Genomic DNA, 22,351 nt, shown 5'->3' on the forward strand with positions numbered 1-22,351 from the left:
GTTCCGCAGGGTGCCCGTCGAATGTCCCGGATGGGTGGGCCGCAGGTCCTGAATCGGTGACAAGCCGCACAGAACAAAACGGACGTACTAGGTGGATTCGTAGATCGAAAAGGCCTGCGGAGCGGACTTCCGCCCCAGGAGGGGGGCCGTCAACCGGCCACATCACACCGGCCCGGCTACGAGCCCCGGTAGTAATCGGGACATTTGGGGAAGTCCCCGGCCGCGGGTTACCAAAGGTGAGCCAACCCGGCACACGGTCCAGCGTGCCGGGTCACTTCATGCCCGTGGCGGGCATGAACCGCCCTTGTCCCCGGCCCCGGAGGTCTGCACATGTCCGCGAAGCGCGTCATCACCCGTCGTACCCGTATCGCCGTCGGCACCACCGCTCTCGGTGCAGTGCTGGCCCTGGGGGCCGGGACGACCGCCGCGTTCGCCGACACCACGCAGACGGCCCTCGCCGGCACCGCCGAGCTCGTCGCCCAGCAGGCCTCCGCCCAGGCCGGCGCCGCGGCCGCCAAGACCGAGGCGAAGCCCGCTGCGAAGACCGCCTCGAAGAAGGGTCTCTGGGACAAGCCGCTGGAGAAGTACACGCTGTCCGCGACCTTCGGCAAGGGCGGCAGCATGTGGTCGCACAAGCACTCCGGCCAGGACTTCGCCGTCCCGGTCGGCACCCCGGTCAAGTCGGCGGCCGCCGGCACCGTCGTGAAGGCCGGCCCGAACGGCGGCGGCGACGGCCCCGCGTACGGCAACGCCATCGTGATCAAGCACGCGAACAACACGTACTCGCAGTACGCGCACCTCTCGAAGATCCAGGTCCGGATCGGCGAGAAGGTCGCCGCCTCCGAGCGCATCGCGCTGTCGGGCAACACCGGAAACTCCAGCGGCCCGCACCTGCACTTCGAGATCCGCACCACCCCGAACTACGGCTCGGCCGTCAACCCGGTCGCCTTCCTGCGGAACGTCGGCGTCAGCGTCTGACCCGACCGGTCCCCGTGACCGTCCCCACGACCCGGCCCGGCCGGCTGCTCAGGTGAGCAGCCAGGCGTGGGCCGGCTTCGTTTCCGCCCCGAGCTTGCCCTCCTTGTAGGCGGCCGCCTGCTCCGGCGTGAAGGCCGTGTCGTAGATCTTGATGTTGTGCAGGGCGCCCTGCCAGGCACCGGTCCAGATGTTGTGGTGCTTGGAGCGGCCCAGCTGGAGCGGACCCGGGGCCTGCCAGATGGGCGGCACCTGGGTGGTCTCGCCGGCCTTCTTGCCCTCCACGTAGAGCGCGATGGTCTTCTTCTCGGCGTCGTAGGTGGCCATCAGCATCGTGGGGGTCTTGAGCACGGTGGGGCCCTCGGCGGTCACGGTCCTCGTCGTGGCCGCGGCGCCCTTGTCGCCGGTCTGCACGCGGAAGATCCAGACCTGCTTGCCGCCCACCTCGTTCACGCCCAGCTCGAAGGAGAACGACTCCCCGTCGCCCTGGCTGATGGCGATCCGCGAGCCCTTGGCGCCGGAGCTGTAGACGCGGGCCGTGACGGTGAAGCTCTTGGTCACGTCCACGACGGGCTCGGCGGACTGGGCGTACGAGTTCGCGTTGCCCTTCCCCACGATCTGGAACCGCTTGCCCAGCGGGCCGAGCTGGAAGTCGGGGCCGAGCCGGATGCCGGTCTTGCCGTAGCTGTCGCGCAGCAGGGTCGCGTCACCCTCGACGGTCGCGGTGTAGGCCGCGGGGGACTTCGAATCACCGGGCTCCGGCGATGCGGACGTGGAGGGCTGGGCATCGGCCCCGTCCGGCCCGTCGCCGTTGTCGCCCAGCAGGAAGAACGTTCCGCCGCCGGCCAGCAGCGCCAGTACGGTCACTCCGCCGCCCAGCATCCACAGCCGCTTCTTGCGCCGCTCGGCCGCGGACCGGTCGGCCATCGCCTCCCAGTCGGGCTGCGGCGTCGAGGATATGCCCGGCTGGGCGGACTGGGCCGGGGGCCACTGCCCTCCGGCGTCCTGCTGCTGGTACGGATTCGGCTGCTGCCCCTGCTGCGGGTAGCCGTAGCCGTACCCCTCGCCACCGCCGGCCGGGTAGCCGTAACCGCCCTGCTGGGGCGGGCCGGACGGGAAGCCGTAGCCGCCGCCCTGCCCGGACGGACCCGGCGGGAACCCGTATCCGCCGCCGGGGGCGGGCTCGGGCTGCGGGTTGCTCGGGGGATTCACGGCGTCGGTCATGCCAGGGATGCTAAAACACGGACCCCGAACCCGTACCGCCCGGTACCGGTACGGGCTCCGCAGTCCCGCCCCCGGACCGCCTCTGCGGGGACCTAGCCCTGCGGCAGCTTGATCACCGGGAAGCTGCCCGTCGCCGTCGGCGCGTGTTCCGGCAGCCACAGGACGGCCACCGCGCCCGCCGCCGCGCCCTCGCGGTCGAAGCCGCCCGGAGCCGCCACGTTGCGGAAGGTCAGCCGGGCGCCCAGGACCCGCGCCTGGCCCTCCGCGATGGTCAGGCCCAGCCCGTGGCCCACGCCCGCGCGGTCCGTCGACCCGGTCCGGAACCGGCTCGGCCCCTCGCGCAGCAGTGCCTCCGGGAAGCCCGGCCCGTGGTCCCGGACCCGTACGACCCGGCCCTCGACGTCGACCTGGATCGGCGGCTGCCCGTACCGCGCGGCATTGGCCAGCAGGTTCCCCAGGATCCGCTCCAGCCGTCGCGGGTCGGTGCTGACGATCTCGTCCGCGACGACCCGTACGGTCGCCTCCGGCATCAGCGCCGTCACCCGCCGGCTCACGAACTCGCCCAGCGCCACGTCCTGGAGCTCCGCCCGCTCCGACGCGCTGTCCAGCCGGGCCACCTCCAGCACGTCCTCGACCAGCGCGCGCAGCGCCTGCGCCCGGTCCCGGACCAGCTCGGTCGGCCGCCCCGGAGGCAGCAGCTCCGCCGCCGTGAGCAGGCCCGTCACCGGCGTGCGCAGCTCGTGCGCGATGTCCGCCGTCACCCGCCGCTCGGCCTCCAGCCGCTGCTGCAGGGCGTCGGCCATGGCGTCCACGGCCCGCGCCAGGTCGTCCGTCTCGTCGCGGACGACGCCGCCGACCGCGTCCCGCACCCGTACGTCGGGATCACCGTGCGCCACCCGCTGCGCGGCGGCCGCGGCCTTGCGCAGCCTGCGCGAGATCTGCCCGCCGATGAGCACGCCGAGCGCCGATCCGCCGATCACGGCGGCCAGCCCGCCGACGACCAGGGCCCGGTCCAGGTCGGGGATCAGGTTGGCGCTCTCCCGGAACTGCGTGTGCAGCGACAGGACCTGCCCGTTCTCGAGCGGCACGGCGGCCCACACCTCGGGCAGCCCGTGCGGCCGCTCCTGGATGTAGGTCCCGCGCCGTCCCGACTGCGCCTTGTGCCGCAGCTCGGCGGGGAGTTCGGGGTCGTTGAGCTTGGCTCCCATCGGCGGCTTGCGCCCGGCCTCGGCGTTGCGGGAGATGAACTGCACGCGGTCCAGCTGCACTTCGCGCGCGCTCTCCAGCATCGACACGCGGGCAGCACTGTGCACCACCAGGCTCAGCGCGATCGTAACGAGGGCGCCCACGGCGGCGATGGCGAGTGTGATCTTCCAGCGGATCCCCGTACGGAGGGTGAACCGTCTCATGCCTTGAGCTTGTATCCGAAGCCCCGGACCGTCTCGATCCGGTCCTGGCCGATCTTGGTGCGCAGGCGCTGCACGTGGACGTCGACCACGCGGGTGTCGCCGCCCCAGTCGTAGTCCCAGACCCGCTCCAGCAGGCGGTCGCGCGACAGTACGGTGCCCGGCGCCGAGGAGAATTCCAGCAGCAGCCGCATCTCGGTCGGCGTCAGTGCCACGGCGGCGCCCGAACGGCGGACCTCCATGCCCTCGGTGTCCACCTCCAGGTCGCCGAAGGAGAGCACGCCGCGCTCCGCGTCCGACATGTCGTGCGGGGAGCCCGGTCCGCCGTTCTGCGGGCCCCCGGAGTGGTCGAAGCGGCGCAGCACCGCGCGGATCCGGGCCACGAGCACGGACCCGTCGAAGGGCTTGGTGACGTAGTCGTCGGCGCCCGCCTCCAGGCCCAGCACCACGTCGATGGAGTCGGCGCGCGCCGACAGCATGATCACGGGGACGGTGGACTCGTCGCGGATGCGGCGGCACAGGCTCACGCCGTCCATGCCCGGGACCATCACGTCGAGCAGCGCGATGTCCGGCCGGTCGGCGCGGAAGGACTCCAGGCCGGACAGGCCGTCGGGCATGGCGGTGACCACGAACCCGTCGCGTTCCAGCGCCAGGGTCGTGGCCTCACGGATGACGTCGTCGTCCTCCACGAACAGGACATGGGTCTCGGCCATGCGGAAGCCTCGCCTCGGTTCTTCTGTGCTCAGTTCTTCTGACTCGTGGCCGGGGCGGGCTGGACACCGCCGTCGATCACGTTGCTGTACTCCGAGTGGACTCGGTCGTGCTCGGTGAACGCCTCCCCGTTCCAGCGGTACGTGATCACGTCCTCGCCCGACGGATAGGAGAGCGGGTCGCTCTTTCCGTAGACCTGTTTCGTGACCACCAGGTCGCCCCGGTCGATCTCCGCGTAGACGGGTGGCTGTTCGTCCGAGAACACATTCTCGTACGAGCCGCCGTCCGCCCGGTACACGTACGAGCCGCGGCCCAGGGCGTCGGCGCAGGACAGCACGTTGACGACGATGTCGACGACGGGGCTCCCGGTGACCTTCCCGTAGCTCACGTCCACCGGGTACTCCTTGCCCGTACAGGGCTTGAGATCCCGCTTGATCTCCGCGCTGACCTTCGGGTCCGCCTTGAGCAGCGCGATGGGGTCGACCTTCTTCAGCGGCCGGCCGGACGCGGTGGCCGAGCCCGAGGAGGGGTCGGCGGAGGTGGACGGGGTGGCCGGGCTGGCCTTGGCCACGGTGTCGGAGCGGGCGGGGCCGCCGTCGCGCAGGCCGGTGCCGCCGGTCGCGCAACCGACCGCGAACACGGCAGTGCCGACGAGGACGACAGCCCCCGCCGACACCAGTACCAGCGATCTCCCGCCGGTCAGAACTTGGCCGTTCAGGCCGCGCACCGCTCACGCCCCTCGTACCGCATGGTGTGGTCACCGCGCTCCAGCGCCCGCATGTCGAGGTCCCGGCTCTCCAGTTCCTGCCGGAGGCGGGCCAGCGCGCGGTGCAGAGTGCTCTTCACGGTACCCGCAGACATTCCGAGTGCCGCGGCCGTCTCCTCGGTGCTCATCTGCTCCCAGTGTCGCAGTACGACCACGCTGCGCTGCTTGGGTGCGAGCACCTTGAGGATGTCCATCAGCAGGGCGCGGTCGGCGCGCTGGTCGGAGCCGTCCTCGACGGAGGCGTCGGGGAGCTGCTCGGTGGGGACCTCTTCGAGCTTGCGGGCACGCCACCACTCGGTGCGGGTGTTGATCATGACGCGGCGCAGGTAGGCGTCGGCCAGGGACTTGTCGGCGATGCCGTCCCAGCGGCCGTAGGTGCGCACGAGCGCGGTCTGCAGGAGGTCCTGGGCGTCGGTGGGGTCCGGGACCAGGCGCCGGGCGCTGCGCAGCAGCGCGTCCTGCCGGGTGCGTACGTACTCTTCGAATCCGAGTACCTCACCGTGCGCCATTCGAGACCGCCTCCGCTGCCGTCCACCGCTCATCCGCTGCCTTACGGATTCGAAGGTACGGAGGGGTTGTCACGGGCCTGTGCGGGCCAGCCTTCGGTGGACGCACGGACACCCATAGGTTGTGTAACAGTGCCGTGAGCTGGGGTTTCGCGGACGGAAGCGGAATTGTCGACTCAGTTTCAAGGTCGACTACGCGTGGTCGCGGAGTGGTCGCCGAGTGCTTGCCGGGCCGTCGCCGGGATGTCATCCGCGGGGCGCCGGGACCCCTGCCCCGGCCTCGCCCGGCGACGGCTCCGCTCAGGTCTGCGGAAGCCGGTACAGGCCCCCGTCGAGGGGTTCCACCAGTCCGTCCGAGACCAGCCCGTCCAGAGCCCGGGCCCGCTGCACCGGCTCGTCCCACACCGTGTCGAGCACGGCCTGCGGCACGGCGCCCACCGCCTCCCGGAGCACCGCGAGGAGCTTGCCGCGCACCTGCCGGTCGGTCCCGGCGTACGTCTGCCCGCGCCGCGGCGGTCCCTCGTGCGGCGGCTTCCCGGCGAGGCGCCACGCGCACAGCCCGGCCACCGGGCAGCGGACGCAGTCCGGGCTCTTCGCGGTGCACACCAGCGCGCCGAGCTCCATCGAGGCCGCCGCCCAGCGCGCCGCGGTCGCCTCGTCCCCGGGCAGCAGGGCCCGGGCCAGGCGCCGCTCCGCGGCGGTGGTGGCATTGGGCGGGTACTCCACCCCGGTGGCGGTGCGCGCGAAGACCCGCCGGACGTTCGTGTCGAGGACGGCGTGCCGCTGCCCGTACGCGAAGGAGGCCACGGCGGCCGCCGTGTACTCGCCGATCCCGGGCAGCGAGAGGAGCTGCGCGTGCTCCCGCGGTACGTCGCCCCCGTGCCGCTCCGTTATCGCGACGGCCGCGCCGTGCAGCCGCAGGGCGCGGCGCGGGTAGCCGAGCCGCCCCCAGGCCCGTACGGCCTCGCCGGGGGCCTCGGCGGCCAGGTCGGCGGGGCGGGGCCACCGGGCGAGCCACTGCTCGTAGACCGGGAGGACCCGGCTGACCGGGGTCTGCTGGAGCATGAACTCGCTGACCATGACCCCCCAGGGGCCGGCCTCGGGGCGGCGCCAGGGCAGGTCGCGGGCGTGCTCGTCGAACCACGCGATGACGGGGGAGTGCAGCGCGTGCGAGGAGTCGGGGGATGCGGCCGTGGCGGAAGCGGGAGATGCAGTCATGACAGACGGCATCCTGGCACGTTTCAGGCCCCTCCCGCCGGGCCCGGGCCGGTGAACCGGACGGCGGCGCGGACCCCGCTCGCCCGTATGGCGGCGATGACCGCACTTCACCGCCTCCGAGGCGACGCACGCGACGGCGGTGGCCGGCGGGGCGAGGACGGCGCGATGTCGAGGTACGGGCCTGAGCTGTCCATGGCCACCGAAGGTAGTCAGAGCGGATCAATCTCCGCATCAGACCTCTGGCTGGTTCCCGGCGGTTCCGGATGCGCCCGCAGGATGATCATCGGCAAATCAAGTCCGCTGCGCGGCATGTGGGGCACTGATCGGGCCGCGAACTCTCGTAAAGTTCCGTCCGTGGGATCTCTGCGCAATCCGGTCGGGCCGCTCCCCTCCTCCATCTACTGGCGACGGAGGGCTGTGCTGGCGTCCGTCGTCGCGCTCCTCGCGCTCCTCGCCGTATGGACCGTCAGTTCCGGCGGGGGGAAGACGAGTACGAACGGAAAGGGCCAGAGCGGCCCCGACCCCGTCGCCTCGATCACCCCCGGCCCGGCCGGGACGGGCCCCGCGATCAGCGCGGCCCCCGGCGGGCGCCCGGAGACCGGCAGCGGCGGAACCACCGGCTCCGAAGGCGGCGGAACGGGCGGCGCGGGCAAGAACGGTGAGCCGGGCGGCGGCACGGCCGCGGGCGGAGGCTCCGGCTCGGGCGGCGGCGGCGCGGCGGCCGGCCCGGCGCAGGTCCCGGCGGACTCCCCGCTCCCCACGTGCGCGACGGGTGCGCTGCAGTGGGAGGTCAGGAGCGTGAAGAACGAGTACGAGGCGAACGAGAAGCCCCGGCTCGAACTGGTCGCCCGCAACACCTCCGGCACCACCTGCAAGATCGACCTCGGCCCGAAGCAGGCGGTCCTGACCATCCTTCAGGCGAGCAGCAGCAAGGCGGTGTGGTCCTCGGCGGACTGCCCCCCGGGCGCGGGCAACGCCTTCTTCCGGCTGCCGGCGCAGGGCGAGACGAAGCAGGCGCTGGAATGGGACCGCAGGTTCAGCGCGGCCGACCAGTGCCAGTCGCCTCCGGCGGGGTCCGCGGCTCCCGACACCTACGTGGTCGAGGTCAAGTCCCCGGGCATGCCGGTCGCCCGGACCTCGTTCGTCCTGAAGCAGGACTAGCGTCCGCGGCGCCGCTGCGGGGGCTCCGCCCCCGAACCCCCGCGCCTCAAACGCCGGCGGGGCTGTATGTCAGACGTAGCGCTCGAGGATCGAGGACTCCGCCAGGCGGGAGAGGCCCTCGCGGACGCTGCGCGCACGCGCCTCGCCGACCCCGTCCACCGTCTGCAGGTCGTCGACGCTCGCGGCGAGCAGCTTCTGCAGCCCCCCGAAGTGCTCCACGAGCCGCTCGATGATCGCGCCCGGCAGCCTCGGCACCTTCGCCAGCAGCCGGTACCCGCGGGGCGACACCGCCGAGTCCAGGGTCTCCGGCGAGCCCGTGTACCCCAGCGCCTTCGCCACGATCGCCAGCTCCAGCAGCTCCGGATGCGTCAGCGCGTCCAGTTCCGCCAGCGCCTCGTCCACCGTGCGGGAACGCTTCGCCGTCGGCTCCGGGACGTAGTCCCGGATGACGAGCTCCCGCTCCTGCTCGATGCCGACCGTCAGCTCGTCCAGCTGCAGCGACAGAAGTCGCCCGTCCGTGCCCAGTTCGACCACGTACTCGGCGATCTCGGTCGCGATCCGGCGGACCATTTCCAGCCGCTGCGCCACCGCCGTCACGTCGCGGACCGTGACCAGGTCCTCGATCTCCAGCGCCGACAGCGTGCCCGCGACCTCGTCGAGGCGCAGCTTGTACCGCTCCAGCGTGGCCAGCGCCTGGTTCGCCCGCGACAGGATCGCCCCGGACTCCTCCAGGACGCGCCGCTCCCCGTCCACGTACAGCGCGATCAGCCGCATCGACTGGGAGACGGAGACGACCGGGAAGCCGCACTGCTTGGAGACGCGGTCCGCCGTGCGGTGACGCGTACCGGTCTCCTCGGTCGGGATCGAGGCGTCCGGCACCAGCTGCACGCCGGCCCGCAGGATCTTGGTGATGTCCTTGTCGAGGATGAGCGCGCCGTCGAGCTTGCACAGCTCGCGCAGCCGGGTCGCGGTGAACTCCACGTCCAGGACGAAACCACCGGTGCACATGGCCTCGACGGACTTGTCCATGCCGAGGACGATGAGCCCGCCGGTGTTGCCGCGGACGATCCGCTCCAAGCCGTCACGCAGCGGCTGACCAGGTGCGACCGCGCTCAGCGAGGCGCGCATCATGGCCTCCTGCTTGGAGCTGGCGCCCGACTTGCCGGATGCTGCTGCCCCGTCCTTGGCTGCCACTGCACTCCTCCGGTCGCGGGTTGCGCCGCCCCGCACCGCGGGCACGAGGACGTGCGTACGGCCGGGCGGACCAGCACAAAGTCTACCGGCGCGCGCTGCGGCCCCGCCGTGGCTTGGCCAGGTACGCCTTACGGGGGCCCCGTACGGGCCCCCTGACCAGGGCCGCTGCCCCGTCAGTCCGAGGCCCGCTCCCTGGCCGGAGTACGGGAGCGGCCGCGCGGCAGCACCCGCAGCGCGTCGCCCATGTCGGCCACTTCGATCACCTTCATCCCGGCCGGGACCTTCCCCGGATCCGCCGGGACCAGCGCGTGCGTGAAGCCGAGCCGGTGCGCCTCGGCGAGGCGCCGCTGCACGCCGGTCACCCGCCGCACCTCGCCGGCCAGGCCGACCTCGCCGATCGCCACGAGGTTCTTCGGCAGCGGGACGTCACTGGCGGCGGAGGCCAGGGCGAGCGCGATCGCCAGGTCGGCGGCCGGCTCGGTCAGCTTCACCCCGCCCACGGTCGCGCTGTAGATGTCGCGCTTGCCGAGCGCCGTGATCCGGCCGCGCTGCTCCAGCACCGCCAGCATCATCGACACGCGCGAGGTCTCCAGGCCCGAGGTCGTGCGCCGGGGGGAGGGGATCTGCGAGTCCACGGTCAGCGCCTGCACCTCGGCGACCAGCGGACGCTTCCCCTCCAGAGTCACCGTCAGGCAGGTGCCCGGAACGGCCTCGGCACGCCGGGTCAGGAACAGCCCGCTCGGGTCGGCGAGCCCGGTGATCCCCTCGTCGTGCAGCTCGAAGCAGCCGACCTCGTCGGTGGCCCCGTACCGGTTCTTGATGCCGCGCACCAGCCGCAGCCGCGCGTGCCGGTCGCCCTCGAAGCTCAGCACCACGTCCACGAGGTGTTCCAGCAGCCGGGGGCCGGCGATCGCCCCGTCCTTGGTCACGTGGCCGACGAGCAGGGTGGACATCCCGCGCTCCTTGGAGGCCCGGATCAGCGCCCCGGCCACCTCCCGCACCTGGGCCATGCCGCCGGGCGCGCCGTCGATCTCGGGGGAGGCGACGGTCTGTACGGAGTCCAGGATCAGCAGGGAGGGCTTCACGGCGTCGAGGTGCCCGAGCACGGCGGACAGATCGGTCTCGGCGGCGAGGTAGAGGTGGTCGCTGAGGGCGTTGATCCGGTCGGCCCGCAGCCGCACCTGGCTCGCCGACTCCTCGCCCGTGACGTAGAGGGTGCGGTGCTCGTCGCTCGCCGCCTTCGCCGCGACGTCCAGCAGCAGCGTCGACTTCCCGACGCCGGGCTCGCCGGCGAGCAGGACGACGGCGCCGGGGACGAGCCCGCCGCCGAGGACGCGGTCCAGCTCGTCCACGCCGGTGCTGCGCGCGGTCGCGGTCCGCCCGTCGACCTGCCCGATCGGCACCGCGGCGGTCGACACGCGGCCGGCGGCGGTGGTCCGCACGGCGGGTGCGCCCATCTCCTCGACGGTGCCCCAGGCCTGGCACTCGGGGCACCGGCCGAGCCATTTCGCGGTCGTCCAGCCGCACTCGGTACAGCGGTAGGACGGCCGGTCCTTGGCGGATGAACGAGCAGTGCGGGCAGCCATGCCGCTCACGGTAGCCGCCCGCACTGACAGACCCGGCGGGGGCGGGGTGCGGACGGGGGGCGGGGGCGGAACCTTCCCACGTCAGGGCCTTCGTCAGCGGACCACCGATCTGTTCACCCGTAAGGGCTAAAAGTGGGGAAGGCTTCCAGGGCGCCACCGGCGCGCCGCCTACGGTCGCCAGGTGAACAGCAGCAACCAGGCACACCCCTCATCGCGCACCGGCGCACACCGGGCGCACGGGCGCACGCACAGCGAGGGGGAGCAGCCGCCCCCCTTCCGGCACGAGCCTTACCTGGACGGTCTGTTCACGTACTGCCTGTCGGTCCTGTGCGACCACGACACCGCCACCGACGTGCTGGGCGACGTCCTCGCCGTGGCCGAGCGGCACCCCGGCCGCTGCCCCGACGAGGGGGACCGGCGGGCCTGGCTCTACGCGCTCGCCCGCTGGGGCTGCCTGCGCCGGCTGGCAGAACAGCGGCGCACCCGACCCGGAGCGCATTCCGCCCGGCGTGCGCCGGAGCACGCCGGGCGCACGCGTGCGCCCGGCGGGGACACGGACCCGGGCGATGCCCCGGACACCGAACGCGCCCCGGACACCCGTCGGCCCGTTGACGTGAACGCCTACCGCCGTACCGAACTGGCACGGCTCGCCTGGCCCGAGGCCGCCGGTACCACCCCCGCCCAGCGCGAGGCCCTCGAACTCGCCGTCCGCCACCGCCTCGGCGTCCCCGAACTCGCCGCCGTCCTCGGCGCGCCCCCGGCCGCCGCCCGGGAGCTCCTGTCCGGCGCCGCCTGCGAGGTGGAGCGCACCCGCGCCGCCCTCGCCGTCGTGGAGACCGGGAACTGTCCCGCCGTCTCCCTGCTCACCGGCGGCGACGGTGACGGCCAGGGCGACGGCAACGTCCTGCTGTCCGGCACCCTGCGCGCCGAACTCGTCCGCCACGTCGACGACTGCCCCCGGTGCCGCCGCGTCGCCGAACGCGTGGGCGTCGCCGCCCCGTGGCCCGGCTCCGGCGGCATCAACACCGCCGCCCTCCCGCTCGTCCCCGCCCCCCGCACCGCCGTCCACGCGGCGATGCTCCGCTCCGGCCGGGGCCGCGGCCGCAGGCCCGGCCCGCGCTTCGACCGCACCGGCTTCCCGATGGACCCCAGGGACCGCGCGGCCCGCCGCGACCGGCTGCGCGCCCGGGCGGTGACCACCACCGTCGTCGCCACCGTCGTCGCCGCCCCGGTGCTGGCCCTGTGGGCGGCGTACCGCGGCGCCCCCAGCACGGGGGAGCCCGTCGGCGGCGACTCCACCCGCATCTCCGCCAGCGAGTCCGAGCTCCCGACGGCACGGACCGACGGCCGCCCGCTGACGGCGTACGAGAACGCCGGGAACGCCGCCAGCACCACCGGCGGCCCCGGCTTCGCCCAGAGCGACGACGAATCCGACGTCTCCGTCGAGGTGATCAGCAGCGGCCCGCCGGCCGGCCCCGACCACGCCGGAGCCCCCGGCCGCCTCGCCGTCGCCGCGTCCTCCCGCGGCTCCCTCACGCTGCTCACCCTCACCGCCTCGGGCGGCGCCCCGGTGGACTGGCGGCTCTGGTCCGACGCGCCCTGGCTCCGTGCGAGCCGGACCGCGGGCACGCTGGCCCCAGGAGAATCGGTCACCCTGCGGATCGCCGTGGACCACGAGGCCCAGCCCGTGGGCGCCTGGACGGCCCGGGTCGGGGTCGATCCGAGCGGTGCGGTGGTCTCCATCCAGGGCCGCGGACGCCCCGCGTCGACCCCCGCGCCGTCGCCCGATCCGACGCAGCCGGCGACCCCGACGGCCACCCCGGACCCGACGCAGCCGCCCACGCCGACCCCGACGCCCACGGAGCCGACGATCCCGCCGCCGTCCCCGACGCCCACGCCGACCGCGACGCCGTCGGACGGCTCAGGCGGAACGGTTTCCCCGGGGCCGGACCCGGGCCCGTCGGGGGCACCGGGCTAGCGGGCCGCCGGGCCGGAAGCCCGCCCGCCCGACCGGTTCGGCCGGCCGGACGGACGGGTCACGCAGGTCAGGCCGGGTCGGCCGGGTGCGGGGCCATCGGCAGCAGGGAGGCCAGCCGCGCCTCGCACAGCTTCACGAGCGCCTCGTACCCCTCCTTGCCCATCAGCTCCGTCAGCTCGGCGCGGTACGACACGTACACCGGGTCGCCGGCGCCGTGCGCGGAGGTGGCCGACGTGCACCACCAGTGCAGGTCGTGGCCGCCGGGACCCCAGCCCCGGCGGTCGTACTCGCCGATCGACACCTGCAGCACGCGGGTGTCGTCGGGCCGGTCGATCCACTCGTACGTCCGGCGGATCGGCAGCTGCCAGCAGACGTCGGGCTTGGTCTCCAGCGGCTCGCGGCCCTCCTTCAACGCGAGGATGTGCAGCGAGCAGCCCGCCCCGGCGGGGAACCCCGGCCGGTTCAGGAAGATGCACGCGCCGTCCCAGCGCCGGGTCTGCTTCTCCCCGTCGTCGTCGTGCTGCGTCCACCCGCTCTCGCTGCCGACGTCGTGGAACTGCCACAGCTCGGGCGTCAGCCGGGCCACGTGCTGCGCGACCCGCTTCTCGTCGTCCTCGTCGGAGAAGTGCGCGCCGAGCGTGCAGCAGCCGTCGTCCGCCCGGCCCGCCTGGATGCCCTGGCAGCCCTGGCCGAAGATGCAGGTCCAGCGGGAGGTCAGCCAGGTCAGATCGCAGCGGAAGACCTGCTCGTCGTCGCCGGGGTCGGGGAATTCCACCCAGGCCCGGGGGAAGTCGAGGCCCTTCTCGTCGGAGACGACGGGGGGCTTGCCCTTGCCGTTCTTGCCGCCGGAGTTCTTGCCCTTGGCGGTGGTCTTGCCCGTGTCCTTCTGCGACCGGGTCTTGTTGGCCTTCTTCGTATTTGGCACAAACCCAAGCCTAAGCGCCCCTTACCTCACCCCTCGGCGTTCGTCGCAGTAGCGTTTCCCCCTATGAGACTCGGTGTCCTTGATGTGGGTTCGAACACGGTCCATCTGCTGGTGGTGGACGCGCACCCCGGTGCGCGCCCGCAGCCGGCGCACTCGCACAAGGTGGAAATGCGCCTGGCGGAGCTCCTCGACGAGGGCGGAGCCGTCACCCCCGAGGGCGTGGAGCGCCTCGTGTCGGTGATCGGCGACGCCGTGCAGGCCGCCGAGGACAAGGGCTGCGAGGACGTCCTGCCCTTCGCGACCAGTGCCGTGCGCGAGGCCACGAACGCGGACGAGGTGCTGGCGCGGGTCAAGACCGAGACGGGCGTCGACCTGCCGGTGCTCAGCGGCGCGGACGAGGCCCGGCTGACCTTCCTGGCGGCCCGCCGGTGGTTCGGCTGGTCCGCCGGGAAGCTGCTGGTCCTGGACATCGGCGGCGGCTCGCTGGAGATCGCGTACGGCATCGACGAGGACCCGGACGCGGCCGTCTCGCTGCCGCTGGGCGCGGGCCGCCTCACCTCGGGCTGGCTCCCGGGCGACCCGCCGGACGCGCTGGACATCAGGGCGCTACGGCGGCACGTGCGGGCGGAGATCGCCCGCACGGTCGGCGAGTTCAGCCGCTTCGGCGCCCCGGACCACGTCGTCGCGACGTCGAAGACCTTCAAGCAGCTGGCCCGCATCGCGGGCGCGGCCCGTTCGGCGGACGGCCTGTACGTGCAGCGGGACCTGAGCCGGAAGTCCCTGGAGGAGTGGGTGCCGCGCCTCGCGGCGATGACCACGGCCCAGCGCTCGGCCCTGCCGGGTGTCTCGGAGGGCCGGGCGAACCAGCTCCTGGCGGGCGCGCTCGTCGCGGAGGGCGCGATGGACCTCTTCGGTGTCGACGAGCTGGAGATCTGCCCGTGGGCCCTGCGCGAGGGCGTGATCCTCCGCAGGCTGGACCACATGCCGACGGGATCGTAGGAAAGTACGGGCTCCCGGGCGCGCGGGCTCCGGCGGGCCGGGGAGGTCAGTGCAGTCGGAGCACGCTCGTGAGGCCGGCGTGGTCGGAGGGCCACAGGCCTGACGGGGTGCGGTCGCCGGGGTTCTCGCCCACCCGGTCGGCCGTCAGCGCGTGGATCCTGCCGCGGAAGAGCACGTAGTCGATGCGCTGGGTGAGGTTGGAGGCGGCGTTGCGCAGGCCGGGGTCCTGGCAGCAGGTGAAGCCGGGGCCGCCGGGGCGGTGGCGGTTGGCGGTCCAGGCGTCCTTGAAGCCGGCGGCCAGGAGGCGGTTGTAGCTCTGCGTGGCGGTTCCCGGTGTCGCGCCGACTCCGCCCGCCGCCGAGTTGAGGTCGCCGAGCAGCACGGTGGGGTGCGTGGTGTTCAGCGGGCCCGCGAGCAGTTCGCCGGCCTGCGCCTCCTGGACGGCGGGGGCGGCCGGTTCGAGGTGCGTGGTCACCACCCGGGCGGTGCGGCCGCGGAGCGTGACGTCGGCCGAGACCCAGCCGCGCTCGATCTTGAGGGGCGCATTGGGCGGGCAGCCGAGCACGGGCCGGCAGACGGGCACGTGGTTCTGGAACCGGGCGGCTTGCGCGTGCGCCACGGAGAAGGCGCGGGCGGGCAGGTCGGTGCGGGCCAGGAGTACGTCGCGGTCGGTGAGGCGGATGTCCTGGAGGCCGCCGCCGGGCGCGGCGCGCGGGGCCTCGAAGTCGCTGCCGACGGTGACGCTGGCCACCGCGGCGTAGTGCTTGCCGCGGGCGGAGAGCTCGTCGAGGAGGATCTGCAGGAAGTCGTACTCGACGTGGGTGGCGCTGCCCGGCCCGGCCGGGGTCTGGCTGCGCCACAGCACGGCTTCCTGGAGGCCCACGAGGTGGGGGTCGCTCTCGGCGATCTCGGCGGCCAGTGCCTTGGCGCGCTCCGGGAAGTTCGTCGCCTGGACGTTCGCCCACACCGCGGTCACCGCGGCGACGAGCCCCTGCGGGCTGGTGGCGGCGAGGACGGGGGCGAGGTCGGCGCCCAGGTAGAGGTTGCGGGTGGCGACGCGCAAGGGGGTCCGGCCCCCCTCGGCGGCCGAGGCCGTGCCGAGCGAGCCGGGTGCGAGCAGCGCGAGCGCGCACAGGGCGGATGTGATCCAACGGCGAGTCATACGGGCAGCCCTCTCGGTGCATTGCGGGCGAAAACCCGCATCTTGCCTGCAACCTAGGGCGGCTGACGGACCGTGGCGATCCCACTGTGGGCCGGGCGGCCTACGGTCCACCGGCCCGCGTGCGTCCGGTTCGGCCGGAGCCCGCCCGCAGCGGCCGGCGCCGGCCACGCAGGGCGGCGGCCCGGGCCGGCCCCGGCCTCCCGCCGGCGCAGGGCCCGATCCGGGCCCGCGCCGCTCCCCTCCCGGCATCGGGCCAGCTCCTGCGCAGGGCCTGCGCAGGGCCCGCGCCGGCCTCCCGCCAGCCCTCGCGCCGGGTACGCCCCGCCCTCGGGTCGGCCCCGGCCTCCCGCCGGTGCTCGGCCGCGCCGGCGCAGGGCCCGATCCGGGCCCGCGCCGCTCCCCTCCTTGGCCTCCGGTCAGCGCTCGCGCCGGGCCTGTGCCGGGACCCGCAAGGCCCGCGCCGGCCTCCCGTCGGCGGTGCCGCCGTCGGCCTCCCGCCAGCCCTCGCGCCGCGTACGCCCCGCCCTCGGGTCGGCCCCGGCCACGCAGGCCCCGGCCACGCCGGCCCCGGGCCGGGCCGGAGTCCCGCAGACGGTGCCGCCGTCGTCCTCCCGCCCGCCCTCACGCCGCGTACGTCCCGCCCTCGGGTCGGCCGTACGCCGGGCGCGCGTCGGCGTCGCGGCGCCCTAGGGGCGGGCTCGGGCCAGGCTCGCCCAGCCCTCGCCCAGCCCTCGCCCCGGCCTCGCGCCGGCCTCGCGCCGGCCTCGCGCCGGCCTCGCGCCGGCCTCGCGGCGGGCTCGGGGCCCGTCTCCGGGCCGGGTTCGGGTGGCGGTCGTCACGTACCGGGCGGGCGTCGGGCCCGTACCCTGTCTCCGTGGCAGAACCAGTCCGCATCCCGACCGCGAAAGTCGCCCTCTCCACGGCCTCCGTCTATCCGGAGTCCACCGCGACCGCCTTCGAGATCGCCGCGCGCCTCGGGTACGACGGCGTGGAGGTCATGGTCTGGACGGATCCGGTCAGCCAGGACGTCGACGCCCTGCGCCGGCTGTCGGACCACCATCAGGTGCCGATCCTCGCCGTGCACGCGCCGTGTCTGCTGATCACCCAGCGCGTGTGGTCCACCGACCCGTGGACCAAGCTGCAGCGGGCGCAGGCGGCGGCCGAGCGGCTCGGCGCGTCCACCGTCGTCGTGCACCCGCCCTTCCGGTGGCAGCGCCAGTACGCGCGGGACTTCGTCACCGGGATCTGGCGGATGGCCGACGAGACCGACGTCCGGTTCGCCGTGGAGAACATGTACCCCTGGCGCTACCGCGACCGCGAGATGCTCGCGTACGCACCCGAGTGGGACGTGACGAAGGACGACTACCGGCACTTCACCGTCGACCTCTCGCACACCGCGACTGCCCGGACCGACGCCACCGCGATGATCGACCGGATGGGCGACCGGCTCGCGCACATCCACCTCGCCGACGGAAACGGTTCGGCGAAGGACGAGCACCTGGTCCCGGGGCGGGGTACGCAGCCCTGCGCCGAGCTGCTGGAGGGCCTCGCCCGGAGCTCGTTCGACGGTCACGTGGTGATCGAGGTGAACACGCGGCGGGCGATGTCGTCGGCCGAGCGCGAGGCCGACCTCGCCGAGGCGCTGGCCTTCACACGGCTGCACCTCGCCACCACCGCCACCACGAACACCACCGCCACCACCACGAAGACCACGAACACCACCACCCGGGACGGGGCCCGGCGGTCATGACGGGAACGGAGAAGCCGCGCCGCCGCGGGCCCGGCCGGCCGCGGCAGGACGAGGCCGACGACGGCCCCGGCACGCAGGAGCGCATCCGGCTGGCCGCCCGCGAGGTGTTCGCGGAGCGCGGGTACGACAAGACCTCCGTCCGCGGCATCGCGAAGGTGGCGGGGGTGGACCCGGCGCTGGTCCACCACTACTTCGGCAGCAAGGACGACCTCTTCGCCGCCGCCATCGAGATGAGCATGGAGCCGGCCCTCGTGGTCCCCGCGATCATCGGCGCCGGACCGGACGGCATCGGCGAGCGACTGGCCCGGTACTTCCTGGGCGTCTGGGAGAACCCGGTCACCCGGGCCCCGCTGCTCGCCGTGATCCGGTCCGCGCTCACCCACGAGGCCGCCGCGAAGGTGCTGCGCGGGCTGGTGCTGCGGCGGGTCCTGGAGCGGGTCGCCGCCGACCTCGACGTCCCCGACCCGACCTTCCGCGCCGAGCTCGCCGCCTCCCACATGGTGGGCATCGCGATCCTGCGCTACGTCGTGCAGGTCGAGCCCCTCGCGTCCGCGGACGCGGAGGACATCGTGGCGCTCGTGGCCCCTACGCTGCAGCGGTACCTGACCGAGGAGTGAGCCTGTCGTCCCGTCATGCGGACGCACCGTCCGGACCGCGGGCGGTGGGCGTAGCCTCGTACCTGAGCCATATCCGCAGTCGCGGCTGACCGTACAGCCGCACTCATGGGGAGTGAACCGCATGCCCGAGCTGAGGTCCCGCACCGTCACCCACGGCCGCAACATGGCAGGCGCTCGTGCGCTGATGCGCGCGTCGGGCGTAGCGAGCGAGGACATCGGCAAGCCGATCATCGCGGTCGCCAACTCCTTCACCGAGTTCGTCCCCGGGCACACGCACCTGGCCCCGGTCGGCCGGATCGTCTCCGACGCCATCCGGGCCGCGGGCGCGATCCCGCGCGAGTTCAACACGATCGCGGTCGACGACGGCATCGCCATGGGCCACGCCGGCATGCTGTACTCCCTGCCCTCTCGCGACCTGATCGCGGACAGCGTGGAGTACATGGTCGAGGCGCACTGCGCCGACGCCCTGATCTGCATCTCCAACTGCGACAAGATCACCCCGGGCATGCTGATGGCCGCGCTGCGCCTCAACATCCCGGTCGTCTTCGTCTCCGGCGGCCCGATGGAGGCCGGTCAGGCCACCCTGGTCGACGGCACCGTCCGCAAGCTCGACCTGATCGACGCGATGGTGGACGCCTCCAACGAGAACGTGTCCGACGAGGACGTGCTCCGCATCGAGGAGAACGCCTGTCCCACGTGCGGGTCGTGTTCCGGCATGTTCACCGCCAACTCGATGAACTGCCTCGCGGAGGCCATCGGCCTGGCCCTCCCCGGCAACGGCTCGGTCCTCGCCACGCACACCGCCCGCCGCGCCCTGTACGAGGACGCCGGCCGCACGGTCGTGGAGATCACCAAGCGCTACTACGAGGGCGGCGACGCGTCCGTCCTGCCGCGCAACATCGCCACCCGCGAGGCCTTCGAGAACGCCATGGCCCTCGACATCGCCATGGGCGGCTCCACGAACACGATCCTCCACCTCCTCGCCGCCGCGCAGGAAGCGGGCCTGGACTACGACCTCACCGACATCGACGCCGTCTCGCGCCGCGTCCCGTGCCTGTCCAAGGTCGCGCCGAACGTGGCGCCCGGAGGCACGTACTACATGGAGGACATCCACCGGGCCGGCGGCATCCCCGCCATCCTCGGCGAGCTGCACCGCGGCGGCCTCCTCAACAAGGACGTCAACACGGTCCACTCGGACGGCCTGGAGGACTGGCTCGCGAAGTGGGACGCCCGCTCCGGCACGGCGACCGAGACGGCCATGGAGCTGTGGCACGCGGCCCCCGGCTGCAAGCGTTCGGCCACCGCCTTCTCCCAGTCCGAGCGCTGGGAGACCCTCGACCTCGACGCCGAGGGCGGCTGCATCCGCTCGGTGCAGCACGCGTACTCCAAGGACGGCGGCCTGGCCGTGCTGCGCGGCAACATCGCCGTCGACGGCTGCGTCGTGAAGACGGCCGGCGTCGACGAGTCGATCTGGACCTTCGAGGGCCCGGCCGTGGTCTGCGAGTCGCAGGACGAGGCCGTCGACAAGATCCTGCGCAAGGAGGTCAAGCCGGGCGACGTCGTCGTCATCCGCTACGAGGGCCCGCGCGGCGGCCCCGGCATGCAGGAGATGCTCTACCCGACCTCCTTCCTCAAGGGCCGCGGCCTCGGCAAGGTCTGCGCGCTGGTGACGGACGGCCGCTTCTCCGGCGGCACCTCGGGCCTGTCCATCGGCCACGCCTCCCCGGAGGCGGCCTCGGGCGGCAACATCGCCGTCGTCCAGGACGGCGACCGCATCCGCATCGACATCCCGAACCGCTCCATCGAGCTCCTCGTCGACGAAGCCACCCTGGCGGCCCGCCACGAGGCCCTCGGCGGCGTCTACGCCCCGAAGAACCGCGAGCGCAAGGTCTCCGCGGCCCTGCGCGCCTACGCGGCGATGGCCACCAGCGCCGACAAGGGCGCGGTCCGCGACGTCACCCGCCTGGGCTGACACCGACCCCCGCCGGCGCCCCCGCACCCTCCGGTGCGGGGGCGCCGCCGTCTCACCACCCGCCCGGATCCCCCGCCCCCACGGCGAACACCGACCCATCGGGCGCCCCCGCGAACACCCGCCCCCCACCGACCACGGGCGCGGGCAGGGTGGAGGTGTACTTGGTGGTGCCGTCGGCCATGCGCGGCTTGGTCTGCCCCGTCGGCCGGCCGCTGCCCGCGTCGACGGCCAGGAGCCGTCCGTCCGGGGCCGTCAGGAACACCCGGCCGTCGGCGAACACCGGTCGGGAGGCCACGGCCAGGCCAGTCTCCAGCCGCCACTGCTCCTTGGCCGGTCCGACCGCGACCAGCGTGCCCGAGGTCCCGAACAGGTACACGGTGCCGTCCTGCCCCACCGTCGCCTCCGCGTCGTACACCGGCGCCGTCAGCCGCACGCGCTGCACCCCGTGCGCCGCCAGGTCGGTGCGCACGACCGCGCCGGTCCCGGAGGACGCGTCGAGGTCCAGCAGGTACAGGCCGCCCTGCGCTGCGCCGACCGGGCGCAGCCGCCCCGCGGTCCGGAGCTGCCAGCGGACCGTCCCGTTCGCCGGATCCACCGCGGCGAGCTGTGTCGACCTGCCGTCGCTCCCGGGCGTCGCCACGTACAGCCCGGGCGCTCCGGACTCGTCGGTGCCGCCCCACCACTCGGCACCGACCCCGCCGATCTGCTGGGTCCAGAGCGGAGTGCCACCGGCCGCGTCCAGCGCGGTGACGCTGCCGGTCGTTCCCACGAGCAGGACTTGCCCGCCCGCGGTCACCACCCGGGAGCCGCCCGGCAGCTTCCGCTTCCAGGTTTCCCGTCCCGTGCCCGGGTCCAGCGCCTGCAGGGTCTCGCTGCCCGGCGCCACGACGAGAACCTGCCCGCCCGCGTGCACCGGCGCACCGAGGGCCGCCGTCCGGGGCGCCTGGGTGGTCGCCTCCACCGCCCACACGGTGGTGCCGTCCGCGGGGTCGAGCCGGGCCGCGGCGAGGCCCGGCCCGGCGCAGTAGAGGGCCGCCGACTGCCAGGAGCAGGCGCCGATCCGGCTGCCCGTACCGGGTTTGCCCAAGGGGACCGCCCAGGGGACGAAGCTCTTCTGCGGCGCCGGATCCGCCTGCGCGGCGATCTGGCCGCGCGGTCCGGCATCCGCCCCGAACTGCCAGTACCCGCCGACCGCGGCGGCGCCGGCGAGCAGCAGCCCGACCCCGACCCCGATCCCGACGGCCGCGCGGGGCCGGCGTCCGGCCTTCTCGGGCTCGACGGCGCTCCGCTCCCGCCGGTGCGTGAGCTGCTCCGACTCCGAAGGCTGCCGCGGCCGGGGGATGAAGGCCTGGGTGTCCTCGGCCGTCGGGTACGCGATCGCCCGCATCTCGGCGATCAGTTCCTCGGCGGTGGGCCGCTCCACCGGATCCTTCGCCAGGCACCGGGCGACGAGCGGTACGAGCCGGGGCGGCAGCCCGGTCAGATCGGGCTCGCTGTGCACCACCTGGTAGGCCACCAGGTAGTGGCTGTCCGAGTCGAACGGCCCGTGCCCCGTCGCTGCGTGCACGAGCACGGCCCCCAGGGCGAAGACGTCCGCGGCCGTCCCCACGTCCCGCGGTCGCTGGAACTGCTCGGGCGCCATGTATGGCGGGGTGCCGATCAGCTTCCCGGTCTCGGTCCGCAGATCACTGTCCGCCGGACGCGAGATCCCGAAGTCGATGACCCGCACGCCGTCCGGAGCCATCAGCACGTTGCTGGGCTTCAGGTCCCGGTGCACCACTCCGGCCCGGTGGATGTCACGCAGGGCCTCGGCCAGGCCGGCGGCGAGCCGGGTCAGATCGACGGGGTCCAGGACCTGTTCCCGTACCCGCTCGGCGAGCGTCGGCGCGTCGATGAACAGGGTGGCCATCCACGGCCGTTCGGCATCGGGATCGGCATCCACGACGGGTGCGGTGAAGGCGCCGCTCACCCGCCGCGCCGCGGCGACCTCCTGGCGGAAGCGGGCCCGGAACTCCGGGTCCACCGCGTGCTCGGGATGCACGATCTTGACGGCGAGTTTCAGCCCCGAGCCGGACGTGGCCAGGTGGACGACGCCCATCCCTCCGGAACCGAGCACCGATTCGAGCCGGTACTGCCCGGCGTACTCCGGAAAGCCCGCGTAGTCCGCGCGCAGCGAATGCACCGCTCACCACCCCCGCCGG

The 22,351-nt window shown here is 73.8% G+C and carries 18 protein-coding genes; 7 read left to right on the forward strand and 11 right to left on the reverse strand.

Annotation, left to right across the window (positions count from 1 at the left end; genetic code table 11):
* The first annotated feature begins 330 nt into the window (after nucleotides 1-330).
* Nucleotides 331-978, forward strand: a complete 648-nt coding sequence (locus tag OG472_RS25235) for a M23 family metallopeptidase (protein WP_401610912.1) — start codon at nucleotides 331-333, stop codon at nucleotides 976-978.
* Between the two features lie 48 nt (nucleotides 979-1,026).
* Here OG472_RS25235 and OG472_RS25240 read toward each other — a convergent pair whose 3' ends face one another.
* The 6 genes from OG472_RS25240 to OG472_RS25265 form a co-directional block, all read right to left on the reverse strand.
* Complete coding sequence (locus OG472_RS25240; protein ID WP_401610910.1) at nucleotides 1,027-2,199, reverse strand: LamG-like jellyroll fold domain-containing protein; 1,173 nt, start codon at nucleotides 2,197-2,199, stop codon at nucleotides 1,027-1,029.
* 92 nt (nucleotides 2,200-2,291) lie between these two features.
* Nucleotides 2,292-3,608 (reverse strand): two-component system sensor histidine kinase CseC, encoded by a 1,317-nt coding sequence (gene cseC, locus OG472_RS25245; RefSeq protein ID WP_401610908.1) that lies wholly within the window; start codon nucleotides 3,606-3,608, stop codon nucleotides 2,292-2,294.
* Nucleotides 3,605-4,318, reverse strand: a complete 714-nt coding sequence (cseB, locus tag OG472_RS25250) for a two-component system response regulator CseB (protein ID WP_401610906.1) — start codon at nucleotides 4,316-4,318, stop codon at nucleotides 3,605-3,607. The genes cseC and cseB overlap by 4 nt, the downstream gene beginning before the upstream one ends.
* Before the next feature lie 29 nt (nucleotides 4,319-4,347).
* On the reverse strand, nucleotides 4,348-5,043 hold the full coding sequence (locus OG472_RS25255) for a hypothetical protein (protein ID WP_401610904.1): 696 nt from the start codon (nucleotides 5,041-5,043) through the stop codon (nucleotides 4,348-4,350).
* The gene (locus OG472_RS25260; protein WP_030010715.1) at nucleotides 5,031-5,591 is read right to left on the reverse strand and encodes a SigE family RNA polymerase sigma factor; all 561 of its coding nucleotides are present in this window, start codon (nucleotides 5,589-5,591) and stop codon (nucleotides 5,031-5,033) included. The genes OG472_RS25255 and OG472_RS25260 overlap by 13 nt, the downstream gene beginning before the upstream one ends.
* A 297-nt stretch (nucleotides 5,592-5,888) precedes the next feature.
* Nucleotides 5,889-6,806 (reverse strand): A/G-specific adenine glycosylase, encoded by a 918-nt coding sequence (locus OG472_RS25265; RefSeq protein WP_401610902.1) that lies wholly within the window; start codon nucleotides 6,804-6,806, stop codon nucleotides 5,889-5,891.
* A gap of 354 nt (nucleotides 6,807-7,160) precedes the next feature.
* Between OG472_RS25265 and OG472_RS25270 the strand changes: the two genes are divergently transcribed.
* Entirely contained in the window at nucleotides 7,161-7,967 is an 807-nt protein-coding gene (locus OG472_RS25270; protein WP_405831369.1) for a hypothetical protein, read from the forward strand.
* A gap of 69 nt (nucleotides 7,968-8,036) precedes the next feature.
* Here OG472_RS25270 and disA read toward each other — a convergent pair whose 3' ends face one another.
* Together disA and radA are read right to left on the reverse strand one after the other, a co-directional pair.
* Entirely contained in the window at nucleotides 8,037-9,161 is a 1,125-nt protein-coding gene (disA, locus tag OG472_RS25275) for a DNA integrity scanning diadenylate cyclase DisA (RefSeq protein WP_361769502.1), read from the reverse strand.
* A 173-nt stretch (nucleotides 9,162-9,334) separates the two neighbouring features.
* Nucleotides 9,335-10,747, reverse strand: a complete 1,413-nt coding sequence (gene radA, locus OG472_RS25280) for a DNA repair protein RadA (RefSeq protein WP_401610898.1) — start codon at nucleotides 10,745-10,747, stop codon at nucleotides 9,335-9,337.
* Between the two features lie 181 nt (nucleotides 10,748-10,928).
* On the opposite strand from radA, the gene OG472_RS25285 reads away from it, so the two are divergent.
* Nucleotides 10,929-12,725 carry a BACON domain-containing protein gene (locus tag OG472_RS25285; protein WP_405831372.1) on the forward strand — a complete coding sequence of 599 codons (1,797 nt, stop codon included), beginning with the start codon at nucleotides 10,929-10,931 and terminating at the stop codon, nucleotides 12,723-12,725.
* Between the two features lie 67 nt (nucleotides 12,726-12,792).
* Here the strand turns inward: OG472_RS25285 and OG472_RS25290 are convergent, their stop codons facing one another.
* Entirely contained in the window at nucleotides 12,793-13,650 is an 858-nt protein-coding gene (locus OG472_RS25290; protein WP_401610894.1) for a hypothetical protein, read from the reverse strand.
* A 63-nt stretch (nucleotides 13,651-13,713) separates the two neighbouring features.
* Here OG472_RS25290 and OG472_RS25295 point away from each other — a divergent pair, with 63 nt between their 5' ends.
* A complete protein-coding gene (locus OG472_RS25295) occupies nucleotides 13,714-14,649 on the forward strand; it encodes a Ppx/GppA family phosphatase (RefSeq protein WP_401610892.1) in 936 nt (311 codons plus the stop codon).
* A 46-nt stretch (nucleotides 14,650-14,695) separates the two neighbouring features.
* On the opposite strand, the gene OG472_RS25300 is transcribed toward OG472_RS25295, so the two are convergent.
* Nucleotides 14,696-15,811 carry an endonuclease/exonuclease/phosphatase family protein gene (locus tag OG472_RS25300; protein ID WP_405942083.1) on the reverse strand — a complete coding sequence of 372 codons (1,116 nt, stop codon included), beginning with the start codon at nucleotides 15,809-15,811 and terminating at the stop codon, nucleotides 14,696-14,698.
* 874 nt (nucleotides 15,812-16,685) lie between these two features.
* Between OG472_RS25300 and OG472_RS25305 the strand changes: the two genes are divergently transcribed.
* The 3 genes from OG472_RS25305 to ilvD all read left to right on the forward strand — a co-directional run bounded on the left by OG472_RS25305 (nucleotide 16,686) and on the right by ilvD (nucleotide 20,150).
* Nucleotides 16,686-17,561 (forward strand): sugar phosphate isomerase/epimerase family protein, encoded by an 876-nt coding sequence (locus OG472_RS25305; RefSeq protein WP_405831375.1) that lies wholly within the window; start codon nucleotides 16,686-16,688, stop codon nucleotides 17,559-17,561.
* On the forward strand, nucleotides 17,558-18,178 hold the full coding sequence (locus OG472_RS25310; protein WP_401610887.1) for a TetR family transcriptional regulator: 621 nt from the start codon (nucleotides 17,558-17,560) through the stop codon (nucleotides 18,176-18,178). The genes OG472_RS25305 and OG472_RS25310 overlap by 4 nt, the downstream gene beginning before the upstream one ends.
* Nucleotides 18,179-18,299: 121 nt before the next feature.
* Nucleotides 18,300-20,150 (forward strand): dihydroxy-acid dehydratase, encoded by a 1,851-nt coding sequence (gene ilvD, locus OG472_RS25315; protein WP_401610886.1) that lies wholly within the window; start codon nucleotides 18,300-18,302, stop codon nucleotides 20,148-20,150.
* A 52-nt stretch (nucleotides 20,151-20,202) separates the two neighbouring features.
* Here the strand turns inward: ilvD and OG472_RS25320 are convergent, their stop codons facing one another.
* Complete coding sequence (locus OG472_RS25320) at nucleotides 20,203-22,332, reverse strand: serine/threonine-protein kinase (protein WP_405942084.1); 2,130 nt, start codon at nucleotides 22,330-22,332, stop codon at nucleotides 20,203-20,205.
* Between the last annotated feature and the right edge of the window lie 19 nt (nucleotides 22,333-22,351).

It is taken from the genome of Streptomyces sp. NBC_00207 (assembly GCF_045160965.1).
Lineage (GTDB): Bacteria > Actinomycetota > Actinomycetes > Streptomycetales > Streptomycetaceae > Streptomyces.

Bases quoted from the DNA above. Each gene is read 5' to 3' on its own strand.
- OG472_RS25265 (WP_401610902.1), bottom strand. From the start codon at position 6,806: ATGACTGCATCTCCCGCTTCCGCCACGGCCGCATCCCCCGACTCCTCG.
- OG472_RS25295 (WP_401610892.1), top strand. From the start codon at position 13,714: ATGAGACTCGGTGTCCTTGATGTGGGTTCGAACACGGTCCATCTGCTG.
- cseB (WP_401610906.1), bottom strand. From the start codon at position 4,318: ATGGCCGAGACCCATGTCCTGTTCGTGGAGGACGACGACGTCATCCGT.
- OG472_RS25235 (WP_401610912.1), top strand. From the start codon at position 331: ATGTCCGCGAAGCGCGTCATCACCCGTCGTACCCGTATCGCCGTCGGC.
- cseC (WP_401610908.1), bottom strand. From the start codon at position 3,608: ATGAGACGGTTCACCCTCCGTACGGGGATCCGCTGGAAGATCACACTC.
- OG472_RS25300 (WP_405942083.1), bottom strand. From the start codon at position 15,811: ATGACTCGCCGTTGGATCACATCCGCCCTGTGCGCGCTCGCGCTGCTC.
- OG472_RS25240 (WP_401610910.1), bottom strand. From the start codon at position 2,199: ATGACCGACGCCGTGAATCCCCCGAGCAACCCGCAGCCCGAGCCCGCC.
- OG472_RS25310 (WP_401610887.1), top strand. From the start codon at position 17,558: ATGACGGGAACGGAGAAGCCGCGCCGCCGCGGGCCCGGCCGGCCGCGG.
- OG472_RS25260 (WP_030010715.1), bottom strand. From the start codon at position 5,591: ATGGCGCACGGTGAGGTACTCGGATTCGAAGAGTACGTACGCACCCGG.
- radA (WP_401610898.1), bottom strand. From the start codon at position 10,747: ATGGCTGCCCGCACTGCTCGTTCATCCGCCAAGGACCGGCCGTCCTAC.
- ilvD (WP_401610886.1), top strand. From the start codon at position 18,300: ATGCCCGAGCTGAGGTCCCGCACCGTCACCCACGGCCGCAACATGGCA.